We start from the raw sequence: 16,641 nt of genomic DNA on the forward strand, positions 1-16,641 counted from the left end.
GGAGCGCCGGCGCCGCCGCCGATCTGGGGCGATCCGGCCAAGTGGGCACAGATCAAGCAGGGCATGAGCTGGAGCGAAGTGCGCCGCCTGCTCGGCGCGCCCGGACGCACGACCACCGGCGTGTTCGGCGAAGTCTGGTACTACCCGGACGAATCCGGCGGCCGTGTCGTGTTCGATCGCGACAGCCGCGTTGCGGAAATCGACAAGCCGCAAGCACACTGACGGCCGCGGCAGATTCTCTTTCGATCGCGACGCCGGCGCATTGCACGCCGACGTCGGTGCAGCCCTTCCTGTGCGTTACTGCGCCATCGCTGCCGAAGCGAGCTTGAAGAACACGTCGGTGTTGTCGATCACGCCGTGGAACTGCGCGGCGCTCGCGCCGTAGGCCGAGAGCGGCACGTCGGTCGCGGTGTGCACGGCCTGGTCGCCGGGCACCTGGCCGGTGACGAAGTAGCCGACGTCCTTGTTGCGCGTCGACGGGCTCGCCGGCGATTGCGCAGGTGGGAACGGCTGTTGCGTGTCCAGCGTCGGGAACGCGTTCGGCAGCCAGGTTTCGTAGCGGTCCGCGTTCGCGCCATAGCCGATCAGCATCTTGTGGTCGATCAGCGTCGACTGCGGATAGCCGTCCGCGGCGATCGTGTATTTCGGGAACTTCGCCGCTTCGTAGGTGCCGACGTACTTGGTGCCCGAGTTCGGCGTGGCCGTAAGGTCGGCCGCGCTCGCGGTGGCCGCGCCGAGGATCGCCGCGCCCGAGCACTCGTGGTCGGCGGTGACGATGACGAGCGTGTCCGGGTTCTTCGCGGCGAAGGCCTTGGCCACGGCGATCGCGCGGTCGAACTCGATCACTTCGTGGACCCAGCGGTCGCTGTCCATCAGGTGCGCCTGCTTGTCGATGGAGGCGCCTTCGATCATCGCGACGAAACCGTTCTGGTTCTTCGCCAGCACCTGCAGCGCCTTGTCGGTCATCTCGTCGAGCATCGGCTGGTCGGGGAAGCCGAACGCGTCGACCACGGTGCTGTCGCCACGACGCGCGGCGATCTTGTCGTAGGAGACGTTCATGTTCGAATAGGCGAACAGGCCGAGCAGCTTGTCCGGCACGCCGTGCTTGAACGCGTCGCCGAGGCCGGCGTTGTTCGGCGCATAGGCGTAGCCGGCGCTCTGGAAATCGGCGATCAGGTCGCGCTCGGGATCGAGCTTGCCGCGTGCCACGCCCCAGCCGTTGACGATGTCGTCGGACAGCACGTAATCGTTCGCCTTGCGCCGCTGCGAGCCGTTGACCGGCTGCGGGCTGACGCTGTTCGACGCATTCGGCAGGAACCACTTGCGCCCGCCGCCCATGAGCACGGTCAGGCCGGTCTGCGCGCGATCGTCAAGGAACTGGTCGACGATGCCGGTGCCGTTGCCGCGAGCGGACGTGTGAATCGCCATCGACGCCGGCGTCGCGTCGAACACGTCGGCCGTGGTGACGACACCGAGCGACTTGCCCTGCAGGTTGTGCAGGTACTCGGACAGGTATTCGACGCGCGGATTGTCGAACGCGTCGAGCGTGTCGTCCGGGAACACGCCTTCCTGGTTGTTCTCGGCCTTGTTGCCGGTGACATAGTTCTGCATGCCCGGCGCCGAGTCGGTGACGATCGAGTTGAGCGATGACGTCATCACCATGCTCGTGTACGGGAACGTGTCCATCGTCAGCGGCGCTTTCGCCTTGCCCTGTGCGTAGCCCTTGGCCATGATGCGCGCCGCGGTGCGGTGCGTCGCGCCCATGCCGTCGCCGAGGAAGATGATGACGTTCTTCGCGTGCGTGTAGCCGCTCGCCGGTGCGACGACCTCGAAGTTGCCTTCGGCGCTGATCTTGCTGCCGTCGCTCTGCGTGGCGACGATCTTGAGCGTGTGCACGCCGGCGTCGTAGCTTGCAAAGGCGCGCTGTGAGACGACGACCGTGTTGCCCGGCAGGCCGGCGACGAGCTTGCAGCCCGACTTGCCGGTGGTCATGCCGCTGGTCGCATCGACGCAGGACGCGTCGGACGCCGATTCATCGACGCGACCGATGTGATTGGCAAGCGGGTAGCTGAGCTTGTAGGTGGACGAGTCCACCGTCGGCGAATTGGTGCTGTGGCCATCGACGGAGAAATAGAAATCGGTGATCGTCAGGCCCGCGTCGGGCTGCACGGTCGCCTGCAGGTCGAAGCGCTGGCCCTGCATGAAGCGCGAGATCACCGGGCCGTTCGCGTTGTGCGAGGCGAACAGCTCGCTCGGCGGGGTAAGGCGCGAGATCTTCGCGGCGAACGCGTCGGCGCCGGTCAGCGCGAGTGCGGCGAGCAGGGCATGGCTCAGGGCGTTGCGGGTGAAGCGGTTCGTGCGCATGGGTTCGATTCCTTCGGAAGATTTGCGGGAGGGAAAATGCGATGGCGCCGGATTCAGCGTGTGCCGGTGCGCGACGGCCTGGTCGGCGCGGAATTGGCGCCGAGCAGCGCCTTGGCGACGGGCGCATCGAGCGCGATCTGCACGGCGCTGACGCGCCCGCTCGCGGCATCGGTCTTCGCGCCGACGTGGAGCACGCCGGTAACCTGGATCAAACCGGGCAGCAGCGGAATCGGCTGGTTCGCAGCGCCGGTGACTTCGATGGCGACGATGCTCGGCGGCAGATCGTCGGCGAGCGGTTCGTCCTCGTCGCTGATTTCCGCAGCAAGCGGGGAGAGCAGGAACGTGCCTTTCGGCGCGGGCTGCTGGCGCACCATGTAACCGACCATGCGCACGCGCTTGGCATCGAGTGCGAGCAGCGTCGCGCTGGGCTCGAGACCCTTGTCGCCGACCGGGGTCTTGAAGATGTCGTGGAACTTGAGATCGGTCACGCCTGCCGCGGGCTTGCCGAGATCCTTGCGCACGACGAGCGACGAGGGTACGCGCGCAGGCGCGCTGCTGGTCGCTGCGGGCTGCGCGGCGACCGCAGCGGACTCAATGGCGGTACCGCCGGCGAGCGCCGCCGCCAGTGCGATCGAACGAAACAGAAATGGCATCCATCCACCGTGAGCTGGCCGCTGCACGGCAGCGGGGAGCGCACACTAGCGATGCGATGTGAAACGCGTGTGACGCGCGCGGACGACTTCCCGCCAAGGTGTGCCGCGCAAAGGCCGCACGGGCTTAAGTCTTCAGCACGCCGGACTTGAGCACCATGTAGAACATCAGCACGGCTGCCGTCAGCACGCCGATCGAAGACACGCCGAGAATCGGGCCGAGCGTGGTCTCCGCGACGACACCGCCGTAAAGCAGCAGCAGTCCCGTGAACATGACGACGGCTGCGACCTGATGCAGCACGAACTGCGTCTGCGCGATCCCTTTGCCCGGCTGCTCGAGCCACAGCTTGTGGATGATCGCGTAGATGAAAGACACGACGAAACCGACGAGCAGGATGTGCGCGTGGGCGATGAGTTGCCCATGGTTCCCGGACGCGCCCATATAAACGCCGACGCCCATTCCAAGCACGACGTAGCCCAGCGCGCAGATCAGGTACTTGCGATCGAAACTCATATGTCCCCCCGTTTGGGCGTTGCGATGCACGATGCAGCTGGCGAACGATACGCTACATCCGGAACACACCAAAGCGTTGCTTCTCGATCGGCGCGTTGAAACTCGCGGAAATCGCCAGGCCGAGCACGCGCCGCGTGTCGGCCGGATCGATCACGCCGTCGTCCCACAGGCGCGCTGAGGCGTAGTAGGGGTGGCCCTGGCGTTCGTACTGCTCGCGGATCGGTGCCTTGAACGCGTCCTCGTCTTCCTTGGCCCAGGCCTTTCCGCTCGCTTCAATGCCGTCGCGGCGTACGGTCGCGAGTACGCTCGCGGCCTGTTCGCCACCCATCACGCTGATGCGAGAGTTCGGCCACATCCACAGGAATCTTGGCTGGTAGCCGCGGCCGCACATCGCGTAGTTGCCCGCACCGAAACTGCCGCCGATGATCACGGTGAACTTCGGCACGTGCGAGCAGGCGACGGCGGTGACCATCTTCGCGCCGTCCTTGGCGATGCCGGCCTGTTCGTATTTCTTGCCGACCATGAAGCCGGTGATGTTCTGCAGGAACACGAGCGGGATGTCGCGCTGGTTGCACAGCTCGATGAAGTGCGCGCCCTTGAGTGCGGACTCGGGAAACAGGATGCCGTTGTTGGCGACGATGCCGACAGGATAGCCGTATATGTGGCCAAATCCGCAGACCAGCGTCTTGCCGTAGCGTGCCTTGAACTCGTGGAACTCCGAGCCATCGACGATGCGCGCGATGATCTCGCGGATGTCGAACGGCTTGCGCGTATCGGTCGGCACGCAGCCGTAGATTTCCTCGGCCGCGTATTTCGGCTCGGCCGGCGGCTGGATCGCGACCGGCAGTTTCTTCGTGCGATTGAGGTTGGCGACGATGTCGCGCGCGATCGCGAGCGCATGCTGGTCGTTCTCGGCGAAGTGATCAGCCACGCCCGAGATCGAGGTGTGCACGTCGGCGCCGCCTAGCGATTCGGCATCGACCACTTCGCCGGTCGCGGCTTTCACCAGCGGCGGGCCGCCGAGGAAGATCGTGCCCTGTTCCTTGACGATGACGGTCTCGTCGCTCATCGCCGGCACGTAGGCGCCGCCCGCGGTGCACGAGCCCATGACCACCGCGATCTGCGGGATGTTGAGTGCGCTCAGGCGCGCCTGGTTGTAGAAGATGCGGCCGAAGTGTTCCTTGTCGGGAAACACCTCGTCCTGCATCGGCAGGAACGCGCCGCCCGAATCGACGAGATAGATGCAGGGCAGGCGGTTCTCGAGCGCGATCTCCTGCGCGCGCAAATGCTTCTTCACCGTCATCGGGAAATAGGTGCCGCCCTTGACTGTCGCATCGTTGGCGACGACGACGACCTCCGTGCCGTGCACGCGGCCGATACCGGCAATCACGCCCGCGCACGGCGCGGCGCCGTCGTACATGGCGTGCGCGGCAAGCGGGGAGAATTCGAGGAACGGCGAACCCGGATCGAGCAGCGCGCGGATGCGCTCGCGCGCGAGCAGCTTGCCGCGCTCGGTGTGCCTGGCGCGCGCCTTCTCGCCACCGCCTTGCGCGGCTTGCGCAAGCTGGGTTTTCAGATCATCGACGAAGCTGCGCAGCTGTTTCGCATTGGTCTGGAATTCTTCGCTGCGCGGGTCGATCTGTGATTCGATGACGGGCATGTCGGTTCTCGCAACAGGTAGCCGCAGGGCAACCCTTCCATGGATTCATTGTCGTCAAAAACGAGATCGGCCGCATAGCGCGGCCGATCCGTAACGGAATGAGCAACGCGTCAGTGCCCGTTGGCGTCCTTCTTCGCGGCATCGGTAGCCTGCGTTGCGGCGTCTTTGACGTCCTGTGCGCCTTGCTTGGCCGTCTCCGCGGTGGTCTGTGCGCTTGCAGCGGCGGCTTGGCCGGATGCCGTGGCCTGCTGCGCTGTCTGCGCCGCGCCGGACATGTCACCGGACTTGGCCTGCTCTGCGGCCTGCTTGGCCTGGGCGGCAGCCTGCTGTGCCTGTTGCGCGGTGGCCTGCGCGGCGGCCTTGGTCGCCTCGGCGGCGGCTTTGGCCTTGGCGGCGGCTTCCTGCGCGGCCTGCTGCGAATTGTCGCTGCACGCGCCGAGCGTCAACGCGAACGCGGCGGCGATGAAAGCATGTTTCAATTGCATGGTGGTCTCCTCCCGAGGTGGATTGTAGTCGTTGCAACGGGCGGCATGTGTTCCGGAACCGCCACGTTGCGCAGCTTACACCAGCTCGGTCCCGATCGCGTGGAGTTGCAGAAACGACACCGGCCGCTCAAGGCGGCCGGTGCTGTAACGGTCGGATTGGAAACTCAGTGGTTCTCGACCTTGTCCTTCACCGCATCCTTGACCTTGATCGCGGCGTCCTTGACGTCACTGGCGACGGCCTTCGCGCCCTCGGCAACTTCATGCGCACCGGCCTTGGTTGCGTCCGCGGCTGTCTGCGCGCCGGCCTTGGTTGCATCGACTGCGGTGCCGACCGCGTCCTTCGCCACGGCGGCGGTGTCGGAGGCGAGTTGCTTGCCGGCTTCGGCCGTCTTGCCGGCGGCATCCTTGGTCGCATCGACCGCGCTGGCGGTGCCTTGCTGTACGTTGGCGCTCGCAGTCTGCGCCGCCTGCTGCACGTTCTGGCTGGCTTGCTGCGCGGCCTGGGTCGCCTGCTGTGCGGCCTGCTGAGTCGCCTGCGCAGCCTTGTCGGCCGCCGCCTTGGCCTGCGCGGCGGCGTCCTGAGCCTTCTGCTGGGCGTCGTTGCCGCAGGCGGCGAGGGCGAGCGAGAAAGCGGTCAAGGCGAAGATCGATTTCGTTTTCATTGCAACTCCCCGTTGTGATTGTCTTTTACACCAGCTCGACCGCGATCGCGGTCGCTTCGCCGCCGCCGATGCACAGCGCGGCGACACCCTTCTTGCCGCCACGTGCCTTGAGCGCGTGCAGCAGGGTGACGACGAGGCGCGCGCCCGAAGCGCCGATCGGGTGGCCGAGCGCGCAGGCGCCGCCGTTGACGTTGAGCTTCTCGTGCGGCACGCCAAGGTCCTTCATCGGCGCCATCGCGACGACGGCGAAGGCTTCGTTGACTTCGAACAAGTCGACGTCGGCGACCTTCCAGCCGGCCTTGTCGAGCACCTTCTGGATCGCGCCGACCGGCGCAGTCGTGAACCATTCCGGCTCGTGCGCATTGGTCGCGTGGGCGACGATGCGCGCGATCGGTTTGACGCCACGCTTTTTCGCCTCGTCGGCGCTCATCAGCACAGTCGCGGCGGCGCCGTCGGAAATGCTCGACGAGCTCGCCGCGGTCACCGTACCGTCCTTCGCGAACGCGCCCTTGAGCGTCGGAATCTTCGTCACGTCGGATTTGCCCGGCTGCTCGTCGACAGCGAATTCGACCTCGCCCTTTTTCGTCGCGACTTTCACCGGCACGATTTCGTCCTTGAATGCGCCCGAGGCGATTGCGGCCTGCGCGCGCTTGACCGATTCGATCGTGTAAGCGTCCTGCGCTTCGCGCGTGAAACCGTACTTGGCCGCGGTCGCTTCGGCGAACACGCCCATCGACTTGCCGTCGTACGGATTGGTAAGGCCGTCCCAGGCCATGTGGTCGACGAGCTTGGCATCGCCGTAGCGCAGGCCGGTGCGCGCGGCGACCATGTGCGGCGCGTTGGTCATCGACTCCATGCCGCCGGCGACGACGACCGTGGCCGAACCGGCCTTGATCAGGTCGTTGCCGAGCATGATCGCCTTCATGCCCGAGCCGCAGACCTTGTTGATCGTCGTGCAGCCGACCGATTTCGGCAGGCCCGCGGCGAGCGAGGCCTGGCGCGCGGGCGCCTGGCCGAGATTGGCCGGCAGCACACAGCCCATGATGACTTCGGAGACGTCGCCGGCCGGCACGCCGGACTCGTCGAGCGCGGCCTTGATCGCCGTCGCGCCGAGCGTGGGCGTCGGCACGCCGGTGAACTGGCCGAGCATGGAACCGATGGCGGTGCGCTTCGCACCAACGATGACGACGTCTGACATGGCGATTTCCTTGATTGCGTGCTGAACAGGAGGGCTTGCGATTATCGCGCCGCAACGGCGGCGCGGCAATTGGAACTAAAGTCGGAAATCGTTGCCTGACGCCAGAGTTCTGGTTTGTGCAGGAAGACCGCAGATTTCCGACAAGAGCATTATTTCATTGAGCTGCGCTGCCCTTTGAGCAGCAGACATGACGCGCACGCGCCCGAGATCATGACGTGTAGCTGCGTCTTGCGCAGCGGTATTGCCGGATGGTGCTTTGCGCAGGCAGCGCAATGCCAGCTCAGTCAGTGGATTTGAGGATGTCATCGAGTATGGACTCGTTGTCGAAAAGCCGGAAGTAACCGCGAACCTCGTCGAGATTCATTGTTGCACGATTGACCTTCACCAGTTCCATCATGTCGGTCAGGTCGCGGATGCGGCGTGGATCATCGGAGAATGCCTGAATCTTGAGGCCGAGCAGACCTTCTGCCGAGATGGTGGGCACACTCAGCCCATTCAAGTCCGCATGTCTGGCTTGCGCGAGCAGGCGCTGGCTGATCGGCCGGCGCGCATACAACACGTCGAGTCTGTCGTTGCCGCGGAAGTAGCAGGCAAGGTCGGGGCGCCGGTCGATGGCGGAATATCCAAGCTTGCGCAACGCGTCGTGCAAGAGATCGGAATCGTCGGCGAGCACCATCACGTCTAGATCGTGCGTTGCGCGGACATAGCCGTGGATGTTGACGGCGAATCCGCCAATCAGCATGTACGACACTTTGGCCAAGTCCATCGCGGAGTGCAGTTCGCGCAGTTGCGCGAACAGCCGTGATTCGCCGGGCGTCTGGTTCGTCACGACTTGCCGTGGAACAACTCACGCCCGATCAGCATGCGCCGGATCTCGTTCGTACCGGCGCCGATCTCGTAGAGCTTGGCGTCGCGCAGGATGCGCCCGGTCGGATATTCGTTGATGTAGCCGTTGCCGCCGAGCGCCTGGATCGCCTCGAGCGCGACCTTGACCGCGTTCTGCGAGGCGTTGAGCAGGCATGAGGCCGGGTCGATGCGCGACTTGCGGTTCGCGTCGAACTCCTGCGCGACCAGGTAGGCATACGCGCGCGAGGACTGCAGCAAGGTATACATGTCGGCGATCTTCGCCTGCATGATGCCGAACGTGCCGATCGGCGCGTTGAACTGCTTGCGCTCGCGCACGTAGGGCAGGGCGATGTCGAGCGCGGCCTGCATCAGGCCGATCGGGCCGCCCGAAAGCACGAGGCGCTCGGTGTCGAGGCCGCTCATGAGCACGCGCACGCCTTCGTTGATCTCGCCGACGCGGTTCGCATCGGGAATCTCGCAGTTGTCGAACACGAGTTCGCAGGTGTTGCTGCCGCGCATGCCGAGTTTGTCGAGTTTCTGCGCGGTGCTGAAACCCTTCATGCCTTTCTCGACGAGGAACGCGGTCATGCAGCGCGAGCCGGCCGGGCGGTGCGCGGTGCGCATGTAGACCAGCAGCACGTCGGCATCGGGGCCGTTCGTGATCCACATCTTCGAGCCATTGGCGATCCAGACGTCGCCTTTCTGCTCGGCGCGGCAGGTCATCGAACCGACCACGTCGGAGCCCGCACCCGGTTCGCTCATCGCCAGCGCACCGACGTATTCGCCGCTGCACAGCTTTGGCAGGTATTTCTTCTTCTGCGCCTCGTTCGCGTTGTGCAGAATGTTGTTGACGCAGAGGTTCGAGTGCGCGCCGTAGGACAGGCCGATCGAACCCGAGGCGCGCGAGATCTCCTCCATCGCGACGAGGTGAGCGAGGTAACCCATGCCCGAGCCACCGTATTCGGTCGGCACGGTGATGCCGAGCAGACCCATCTCGCCGAGCTTCTTCCACAGGTCGGGCGGGAACACGTTGTCGTGATCGATCGCGTTCGCGCGCGGCGCGATTTCCTTGTCCGCGAATGCCGCGACGGTGTCGCGCAGCAGGTCGAGCTCTTCTCCGAGCGGGAACGGGCGCATGGACGTGATCCTTCAGCGATCGGGCCTGCAATGATAACGCAGCGGCCCGGGCCGAGGCACGGCGCGCTGCGTTTAGGCAGCGGTCGGGCCTGAGTTTCTCCGTTCGTGGTGAGGTATCGAACCACGAGCGGCAATCCACTCTGGCCGTTCACCCTTCGATACCTCAGGGCGAACGGACTCCGACTTCAGCGGACCATTACCCGCGCTCAGTGCGCCGCTGCGGCGTTCCAGTCGGCGACTTTCTTGCGCGTGTCGTCGAGCATGCCGTCGAGCGCCTTGCGGTCGTAGACGCGGCCGCCGAGGATCACCGTGGCTATGCTGCGCGTCGCGCTGATGTCCTGCAGCGGATTGCGTTCGAGCAGCACGAGATCGGCCGCCTTGCCCTGGGCCACTGCGCCGAACCGGTCGAGCTTGCCGAACCAGGCCGGGCCGGCGCGCGTGGCCGAAGCCAGCGCCTGTGCCGGGGTCATGCCCTTGCCGACGAACAGGCTCAGCTCGTCGTGCAGGCCGATGCCCGGATAGTTGAACGAGTTGAGGAAGCCCGCATCGGTGCCAGCCATGATCGTCACGCCGGCCTTCTGCAGCATCGGCAGCACGGCCGCTTCGCGTTCGTAGTGCGCATGACGTGCCGCGATCTGCTGGGGCGTCGCCTTCGCCGCGCGCTCGATGCGCCAGTCGTAGGTCTTGCGCAGCTTCGGGCCGATGTAGGCGAGGTAAGAATCTTTGGCGTGCGTGTCCTGATCGAGGAAGGCGAGGATGCGGCCGCCGTTGAGCGTTGGCGTGACGAACACGTTCTGCGCGGCGAACTTGCGGTATGCGGCCATCGCGGTCGCCTCGTCGAAGCCGGCATCGAGGCGGCGGTTCGCTTCGGCGCGATCGATACGGCCGGCACCGAAATCGGCGGCGATCGCCGCTTCGTCCTTGACGCCGGCCTTGTAGGCGTAGTCGATGTGCTCGATCGAGCTCAAGCCCGCATCGGCCGCCTGCGCGACCGTATCCGCCATCGGGATGTGGCCCGAGGTGCGCAGGCCCATGCTCTTGGCTCTTGCAACCGCGTAGAGGAACAGCTTCGGGTCCAGCGTGCTGTCGGTGATCTTGACGAAGTCGACGTGATCCTTGTCGCGCAGGCGCACGAGCGCCGCGTCCACGTCCTTCTCGCTGCCGACCTCGATCGTGCCCTTCCACACCGGCTTGATGCCTTCGATCTTAGCGCCCGAGGTGAACAGGTGCGGGCCGAACAATGTGCCCTTGGCAATCGCGTCGCGCCAGGCGAGCACCTGCTCGGGCAGGTCGCCCGAGCAGTCGCGGATGGTTGTTATGCCGTGGGCGATGTACAGCGGCAGCAGCGCCTTGTTCTCCTCGATCAGGTCGGGGCCGCCGCCGAAGTGTACGTGCATGTCCCAGAGTCCCGGAATCAGATACCGGTTCTTTGCTTCAACCGTGTTCGTGGCTTGCCAGTTGCGCGCGATCTCCGCGTCGGGACCGACTGCGGCGATGTCGCTGCCACGCAGGACCACGGCCTGGTCGGCGACGGTGCGCGCATGCTCGATGTCGACGACGGTCGCGTGGCGGATGATCACGTCGGCCTGCTGCTTCGCGGCGAACGCGGGCGAGGCCAGCGTGAACAGGAGGGCGATGGCTGCGCGCAGCGGAGTATTCATGGTCGGTTCCCGTCGGGTCGGTTGCCCGGATATCACGCCATGCTAGATGCGCGATGGCCCATTTAGAAGCAAAATATTCGAATGACCTCCAGTGCAAAACCGAATAGGCCGCTGTTCGATCCCGACCTGCTGCGCGCCTTCGTCACCGTCGCCGATTGCGCCAGCTTCACCACCGCGTCGATGCGGCTGCATTCGACCCAGTCAACGGTGAGCCAGAAAGTGCGCCGGCTCGAAGACATGGCAGGTCACCGCCTGCTCGTGCGCGGCAACCGCGACGTGCGCCCGACCGATTCCGGCGAGACGCTGCTCGCCTACGCGCGGCGCCTGCTCGCGCTCAACGATGAGATGCTCGACGCGCTCGCGGGCACGACGGTGGCGATGACCCTGCGCCTCGGCGTGCCCGAGGATTTCGCCGCAGGACGCACGACGCACCTGCTCGCCGCATTCAACCGCCGGCATCCGCGGATCAAGCTCGAAGTCACCACCGGCCTGAGCCGCGATCTTGCCGGCGCCTACGACCGCGGCGAACTCGATCTCGTGCTGGTCAAGCAGCGGCGCAACAGCCGCGAGGCGGTCGCGCGCTGGCCCGAGACCCTGCACTGGATCGACAGCGCGAAGAATCCGACCGTCGCCCTCGATCCGCTGCCGCTCGTCGCGTTCCCGCCGCGCGGACTGTATCGCGACGAGATGATCGCGGCGGTCGAAAGCCTCGGCCGGCGCTGGCGCATCAGCTTCACGAGTTCGAGCCTGTCCGGCATCCAGGCCGCAGTTGCCGACGGCCTCGGCATCAGCCTGCTGCCGGCGCGCGCGGCCACGGCCGAGCATGTGGTGCTGACCCGGCGCAAAGGTCTGCCGGTCGTCGACTGCATGGATATCGCGCTGCTGCATCGGCCGGGCGCGGAGCCGGAAGTCAGGGAGCTCGCGGACGAGCTGGGCCGCATGCTTGGCCGCGAGGTCTCGTCGGGAAAATCGAAGCGTCAGGCGCTGGCGCCGGAATCAAAATTCCCGCGTCGAACTACAAGGCGTTGATTTGGCACGCCGGCCACCGCGGCCGCTGCGTTCGGCGCATCGAGCACGACGAAGGTCGCTTCGTCGCCGATCGCGAGTCCGTAGTCGTTCCTGCCGATCACGGCGGCGCCATCAGTGGTAATCATGTCGAGCGCGACCAGCAAGTCGTCGTCCGTGTAGAAGCCCGAACGGTAGCCCATCAGCATCGCCCGCTGCAGCATGTCGCCGTTGCCGTACGGCCACCAAGCGTCGCGGATATTGTCGTTGCCGGCAAACACGCGCACGCCTGCGGAGCGCAGGCGCAGCACGGGCGGGAAGGGGCGGTCGCCCGGCGCGTTGGTCATGATCGCGACGCCCGCCTCGGCGAGCGCGGCAGCGGTGCGGTCGACGGTCTCGATCGGCACTTCGCCGAGCGCATAGGCGTGGCTGACGGCGACGCGCCCATGCAGGCCGAGCGCGCGCGTGCGCTCGGCGATGCGCAGCAGCTGTGCGATGCCGGTCTGGCCGGGCTCGTGCAGATGGATATCCACCTTGACCCCGCGCTTTTCGGCGATGCCGAAGACGATGTCGAGCTGCGCCTCGGCATCGCCATCGAGCGTCGTTGGATCGATGCCGCCGATCACGCTCGCGCCTTCGCTCATCGCGGCGTCGAGAATATCGGCGGTGCCGGGGCAGGACACCACACCGGCCTGCGGGAATGCGACGAGTTCGATGTCGACAATGCCGCGCCATTTCGCGCGCGCTTCGGCGACGGCGTGGAGATGGGAAAGACCGGTGGTTGCGTCCACGTCGACGTGGCAACGCATCGCAATGGTGCCGAACGCGGCCGCCTGGACGATCAGCGCATCGGCGCGCTCGACGATCGGTCGTGATTTGGCTAGCAGCCGTTTCTCTGCGGCCAAACGTCCACGCAGGCTCGCAGCGGGAACGTGTGGCCGCCAGCGATCGCCGACGAAACTCTTGTCGAGATGGATATGGCCGTCGACGAAACCGGGCAGCACCAGCCGTCCTTTCAGATCGACGGTGTCTTTGGCCGGCGCGGACGGGAGCGTCGGGCCGATTTCGGCAAGGCGGCCGTTCTTGATGGCGAGATGCAGCGGATTGCCGCGGGCATCCACGGCGTTGGTGAACAGGCGGTCGAACATGCGATGACTCGATGGTGCTGCTCCGGATTCGTTCGCCGCCGGCGCATCGGCATTACCCGCATTGCGCGGGGCAGGGACGAACTTATGGGATGACGACGGCATTCACAAATTAAATGATCGGATACATGCCATTTGAATTGTGAATTCACGATCCGCATCCCGTGCGTTGGGCCCGGCTGCGCCCGGCCATCGCATATTTCCGCGCACGGCGTGCGCGGTTATTGAAAAGAACGAACGATCGTGCTATTTTAAATCCATGGTAGTGGCCGCAACCACCGACAAAGGCACCGCAACGCGCGAGATGATCCTCGGCCGCGCTTATGCGCTCGCCTCGCGCAAGGGTCTCGAAGGCCTGTCGATCGGCGAGCTCGCCATGGCGGCGAAGATGTCCAAGAGCGGCGTATTCGCGCATTTCGGTTCGCGCGAGGAACTGCAACTCGCCGTGCTCGAATTCGGCGCGCAGCATTTCGGCGAGCGCGTGTTCATGCCCGCGCTGCGCGAGAAGCGCGGCCTGCCGCGACTGCGCGCGATCGCTCACGGCTGGTTCGACTGGGTGCGCGAAAACCGCCACGGATGCCCGCTTCTGGCGTCGGTCAACGAATACGACGCACGTCCGGGACCGCAGCGCGACCGCGTCGTCGCGTTCATGGACCAATGGCGTGGCATAACCGCAAGAGCGATCTCGCTAGCCGTCGAGATGGGCGAACTGCGTGCGGACACGGATACGCGTCAGTTCGCGTTCGAAATACTCGGCATCACGCTTGCCCTGAATCAGGACACGCGTCTGTTCGATCCGAAGCAGGCCCGTGCTCAAGCCGATCGCGCGCTCGAGCGCCTGATCACCGCGTATTCCCGCTGAAACCCCCGGAGGTCAATCGTGGCAACCGCAGCTTCGCCAAAAAATAGCACGACCGTTCGTAATATTCTGATGCTTGGCGCACTACGCGCCGGCTTCGCGATCGGTGGCGTGATCGCGCCGCGGCGTACCGCGCGGCATGCGGCACGCTTGTTCGCCACGCCGTTCTCCAGCAGCCGCAGCCGCGCGCGCGCCGCACAACTCGATGCGGAGATGCAGCGCATGTCGCTGCGCAGCGGCGGGCGCGCGATCGCGACCTATGTCTGGGGCGATCCGGCGACGCAACCGTATGCGCTGCTCGTGCACGGCTGGTCGAGTTTCGGCCTGCGCTTCCAGCCCTGGGTCGCGCATCTGCGCACGCTCGGCTACGCGGTCGTCACCTTCGACCAGCCCGGTCACGGCAACAGCGGCGGCGACCTGAGCACGCTGCCAGAATTCGCCGACACCGTGCAGGCCGTCGGTCGCCATTTCGGCCACGCAGCGCTCGCGATCGCGCACTCGTTCGGCGGCGCGGCCGTGTCGCTGGCGCTCGACGAGAGCTGGCAAGCCGATCGCCTCGTGCTGATCGCGCCGCCGGCTGACATGATCGCCGCGGCCGACCGTTTCTTCCGTTTCATGCATCTCGGCTCCGGCCTGCGCGAGCCGTTCTACGAATGGTGCGAGCAGCGCACCGGCGTGCATCCGCGCGACATGCAGGCGTTCCGCCATCTGGCCGCGCTCGGCCAGCCCGCACTGATCGTGCACGACCTCGGCGATCGCGAAGTGCCGTGGGAGGAAGGCGAGTGCTACGCGCGCCACTGGCCCGGCGCGCGCATGCTGACCACGAACGGACTCGGCCACAACCGCATCGTCGAGGACGCAGACGTGATCGATGCGGCGCTGCGTTTCGCGCGCGGCGAAACCGTCGGCGAACGCGTGGTGTCTTCGCCGAATCTGCCATACGGCATCGTGTGACGGCGTGCTCATCGGCGTGACGATCGGCACGCGCCGCAATTTGCGCGTGTCGGAATACTCCTGCCTTTCCGATCTGGAGTCCGCATGTCTCGTCACGCCGCGTTGTTGCCGATCTTGCTCGCGCTCTCCGTATCCGCGCAGGCGAACGACGATGTAGCCGTGCTGATCAAGCGCCAGTCGCAGGAATTCTCCGACGCTTCGGCGAGCGGTGACGCGAAGGTGCTCGCCAGGTATCTCGACGATCGCGTGCTGTTCATGAACGAAGGCGGCGACATGCCGACGAAGAAGGAGATCGTCGACGGCGCGCAACCGCCGGCGAACGGCATGAAGAACCAGCTCACGCAGGAGAACTTCAAGGTCGAAGTGCACGGCAACGTCGCCGTCACCTCGTTCACCGATGTCTCGACGCTGCAGTTCCACGGCCAGACCGTGCACGCGAAATACCTCTCTACCGAAGTCTGGCTGCGCGAGGCCAGTGGCTGGAAAATGATTTCGAGCCAGACCATGGCCGCGCAGGACGATCCGCCCGAGACGACGCTGTCCGTGTGGGCATTGGACGAGTACGTCGGCACGTATCAAGCCGGCGATTTCACTTATCGCATCGAACGGTCCGGCGACGGACTCAACGGCACCGCGCAGGGCAGCAAGCCGGTCGTGCTCAAAGCCGAACTGCGCGATGTCTTTTTCACGCCGGGCGCGCCGCGCATTCGCCGCATTTTCCAGCGTGACGAGCACGGCAAGATCATCGGCTTCGCGAGCCGGCGCGAAGGCCACGACATCGTGTTCAAGCGCGTCGGTTGAAGCACCGCCAGCGGGCGGGCCGCGCGCAGCGTTGTTGCGGCCTTGCACCCGCTTGCGCGTAAACGGCATGATCTTTCGTGTAAACGAACCACAGAGTCCGCGCATCGAATGCGCCGACGACAAACTCAAGGAGTTCGAATGAAGTTGCATGTCCTGACCGCGATACTTGCGCTCGCCAATGTCGCCCAAGCCGAATCGCATGATGCGGCGCAAGTCCTGCAGCGTGCGCGCAATGCGAGCGGCGGCGATGCGTGGAATGCGATCGCCGCGCTGCATGCGAGCGGGGAGGAACATGCGGCCGGTCTGACCGCGCGCTGGCAAGGCGTCGATGATTTGCGCGGCGGCCACTATGTGCAGCGCTCGGACTTCGGCGTGTTCGCGACGGCCGAAGGTTTCGACGGCCGCGAGCACTGGCGCCAGGATCGTTCCTCAGGCGTGCACGCGCTCGATTCGAAGTTCGCACAGACGGCGACCGTGACCGATGCCTGGCTCGCGCGCCGTGGCTGGGTGCGCGCCGGTGCGGACGGCGCGACGTTGTCCGCCGCGAGCAGCAAGACCGACAACGGCCACAACTACGACGTCGTCAGCGCGACCCCGCGCAACGGCCAGCCGGTCGAACTGTGGTTCGATGCGCAAACCGGCTTGCTTGCGCGCAACGTGCGCGTGATGCCGATTTCGCTGCAGATCACGCGCTACGAAG

The 16,641-nt window shown here is 65.7% G+C and carries 16 protein-coding genes and 1 pseudogene; 6 read left to right on the forward strand and 11 right to left on the reverse strand.

Annotated features, from left to right (window positions below):
* Nucleotides 1-222: outer membrane protein assembly factor BamE domain-containing protein (gene bamE, locus VF497_RS03065; RefSeq protein WP_330886148.1), on the forward strand; the 222-nt coding region annotated here is incomplete at its 5' end.
* A 75-nt stretch (nucleotides 223-297) separates the two neighbouring features.
* Here bamE and VF497_RS03070 read toward each other — a convergent pair.
* The 10 genes from VF497_RS03070 to VF497_RS03115 form a co-directional block, all read right to left on the reverse strand.
* Entirely contained in the window at nucleotides 298-2,364 is a 2,067-nt protein-coding gene (locus tag VF497_RS03070; RefSeq protein WP_330886150.1) for an alkaline phosphatase, read from the reverse strand.
* A 53-nt stretch (nucleotides 2,365-2,417) separates the two neighbouring features.
* Nucleotides 2,418-3,017 carry a hypothetical protein gene (locus tag VF497_RS03075; RefSeq protein ID WP_330886152.1) on the reverse strand — a complete coding sequence of 200 codons (600 nt, stop codon included), beginning with the start codon at nucleotides 3,015-3,017 and terminating at the stop codon, nucleotides 2,418-2,420.
* Nucleotides 3,018-3,141: 124 nt separating this feature from the next.
* Entirely contained in the window at nucleotides 3,142-3,528 is a 387-nt protein-coding gene (locus VF497_RS03080) for a TonB-dependent receptor (RefSeq protein ID WP_330886154.1), read from the reverse strand.
* A 52-nt stretch (nucleotides 3,529-3,580) separates the two neighbouring features.
* Nucleotides 3,581-5,188: a carboxyl transferase domain-containing protein gene (locus VF497_RS03085; RefSeq protein ID WP_330886156.1), complete on the reverse strand. Its 1,608-nt coding sequence runs from the start codon at nucleotides 5,186-5,188 to the stop codon at nucleotides 3,581-3,583.
* 110 nt (nucleotides 5,189-5,298) lie between these two features.
* Nucleotides 5,299-5,673: a hypothetical protein gene (locus VF497_RS03090; protein ID WP_330886158.1), complete on the reverse strand. Its 375-nt coding sequence runs from the start codon at nucleotides 5,671-5,673 to the stop codon at nucleotides 5,299-5,301.
* 164 nt (nucleotides 5,674-5,837) lie between these two features.
* A complete protein-coding gene (locus VF497_RS03095; RefSeq protein ID WP_330886160.1) occupies nucleotides 5,838-6,335 on the reverse strand; it encodes a hypothetical protein in 498 nt (165 codons plus the stop codon).
* 25 nt (nucleotides 6,336-6,360) lie between these two features.
* The gene (locus VF497_RS03100; protein WP_330886162.1) at nucleotides 6,361-7,533 is read right to left on the reverse strand and encodes a thiolase family protein; all 1,173 of its coding nucleotides are present in this window, start codon (nucleotides 7,531-7,533) and stop codon (nucleotides 6,361-6,363) included.
* Nucleotides 7,534-7,813: 280 nt separating this feature from the next.
* Nucleotides 7,814-8,362, reverse strand: coding sequence for a nucleotidyltransferase domain-containing protein (locus VF497_RS03105; protein ID WP_330886164.1), 549 nt, complete (start codon nucleotides 8,360-8,362; stop codon nucleotides 7,814-7,816).
* Nucleotides 8,359-9,516, reverse strand: coding sequence for an isovaleryl-CoA dehydrogenase (locus VF497_RS03110; RefSeq protein ID WP_330886166.1), 1,158 nt, complete (start codon nucleotides 9,514-9,516; stop codon nucleotides 8,359-8,361). Before VF497_RS03110 ends, VF497_RS03105 begins: the two co-directional genes overlap by 4 nt.
* Before the next feature lie 206 nt (nucleotides 9,517-9,722).
* Entirely contained in the window at nucleotides 9,723-11,177 is a 1,455-nt protein-coding gene (locus VF497_RS03115) for an amidohydrolase family protein (protein WP_330886168.1), read from the reverse strand.
* A gap of 81 nt (nucleotides 11,178-11,258) precedes the next feature.
* Here VF497_RS03115 and VF497_RS03120 point away from each other — a divergent pair, with 81 nt between their 5' ends.
* Entirely contained in the window at nucleotides 11,259-12,206 is a 948-nt protein-coding gene (locus VF497_RS03120) for a LysR substrate-binding domain-containing protein (protein WP_330886170.1), read from the forward strand.
* Here the strand turns inward: VF497_RS03120 and VF497_RS03125 are convergent.
* Nucleotides 12,155-13,330, reverse strand: coding sequence for an amidohydrolase family protein (locus tag VF497_RS03125; protein ID WP_330886172.1), 1,176 nt, complete (start codon nucleotides 13,328-13,330; stop codon nucleotides 12,155-12,157). The genes VF497_RS03120 and VF497_RS03125 overlap by 52 nt on opposite strands.
* 256 nt (nucleotides 13,331-13,586) lie before the next feature.
* Between VF497_RS03125 and VF497_RS03130 the strand changes: the two genes are divergently transcribed.
* From VF497_RS03130 to VF497_RS03145, 4 genes and pseudogenes are all read left to right on the forward strand, one after another.
* On the forward strand, nucleotides 13,587-14,189 hold the full coding sequence (locus VF497_RS03130; RefSeq protein WP_330886174.1) for a TetR/AcrR family transcriptional regulator: 603 nt from the start codon (nucleotides 13,587-13,589) through the stop codon (nucleotides 14,187-14,189).
* A gap of 69 nt (nucleotides 14,190-14,258) precedes the next feature.
* Complete coding sequence (locus tag VF497_RS03135) at nucleotides 14,259-15,140, forward strand: alpha/beta hydrolase (RefSeq protein ID WP_330886176.1); 882 nt, start codon at nucleotides 14,259-14,261, stop codon at nucleotides 15,138-15,140.
* Between the two features lie 84 nt (nucleotides 15,141-15,224).
* Complete coding sequence (locus tag VF497_RS03140) at nucleotides 15,225-15,941, forward strand: DUF4440 domain-containing protein (RefSeq protein ID WP_330886178.1); 717 nt, start codon at nucleotides 15,225-15,227, stop codon at nucleotides 15,939-15,941.
* A gap of 138 nt (nucleotides 15,942-16,079) precedes the next feature.
* Nucleotides 16,080-16,641: pseudogene (locus VF497_RS03145) on the forward strand (peptide-binding protein); the annotation flags it as partial.

The organism is Rudaea sp. (assembly GCF_036383415.1).
Classification (GTDB): Bacteria; Pseudomonadota; Gammaproteobacteria; order Xanthomonadales; family Rhodanobacteraceae; genus Rudaea.

Bases quoted from the DNA above. Each gene is read 5' to 3' on its own strand.
- VF497_RS03070 (WP_330886150.1), bottom strand. From the start codon at position 2,364: ATGCGCACGAACCGCTTCACCCGCAACGCCCTGAGCCATGCCCTGCTC.
- VF497_RS03075 (WP_330886152.1), bottom strand. From the start codon at position 3,017: ATGCCATTTCTGTTTCGTTCGATCGCACTGGCGGCGGCGCTCGCCGGC.
- VF497_RS03080 (WP_330886154.1), bottom strand. From the start codon at position 3,528: ATGAGTTTCGATCGCAAGTACCTGATCTGCGCGCTGGGCTACGTCGTG.
- VF497_RS03085 (WP_330886156.1), bottom strand. From the start codon at position 5,188: ATGCCCGTCATCGAATCACAGATCGACCCGCGCAGCGAAGAATTCCAG.
- VF497_RS03090 (WP_330886158.1), bottom strand. From the start codon at position 5,673: ATGCAATTGAAACATGCTTTCATCGCCGCCGCGTTCGCGTTGACGCTC.
- VF497_RS03095 (WP_330886160.1), bottom strand. From the start codon at position 6,335: ATGAAAACGAAATCGATCTTCGCCTTGACCGCTTTCTCGCTCGCCCTC.
- VF497_RS03100 (WP_330886162.1), bottom strand. From the start codon at position 7,533: ATGTCAGACGTCGTCATCGTTGGTGCGAAGCGCACCGCCATCGGTTCC.
- VF497_RS03110 (WP_330886166.1), bottom strand. From the start codon at position 9,516: ATGCGCCCGTTCCCGCTCGGAGAAGAGCTCGACCTGCTGCGCGACACC.
- VF497_RS03115 (WP_330886168.1), bottom strand. From the start codon at position 11,177: ATGAATACTCCGCTGCGCGCAGCCATCGCCCTCCTGTTCACGCTGGCC.
- VF497_RS03120 (WP_330886170.1), top strand. From the start codon at position 11,259: ATGACCTCCAGTGCAAAACCGAATAGGCCGCTGTTCGATCCCGACCTG.
- VF497_RS03125 (WP_330886172.1), bottom strand. From the start codon at position 13,330: ATGTTCGACCGCCTGTTCACCAACGCCGTGGATGCCCGCGGCAATCCG.
- VF497_RS03130 (WP_330886174.1), top strand. From the start codon at position 13,587: ATGGTAGTGGCCGCAACCACCGACAAAGGCACCGCAACGCGCGAGATG.
- VF497_RS03135 (WP_330886176.1), top strand. From the start codon at position 14,259: ATGCTTGGCGCACTACGCGCCGGCTTCGCGATCGGTGGCGTGATCGCG.
- VF497_RS03140 (WP_330886178.1), top strand. From the start codon at position 15,225: ATGTCTCGTCACGCCGCGTTGTTGCCGATCTTGCTCGCGCTCTCCGTA.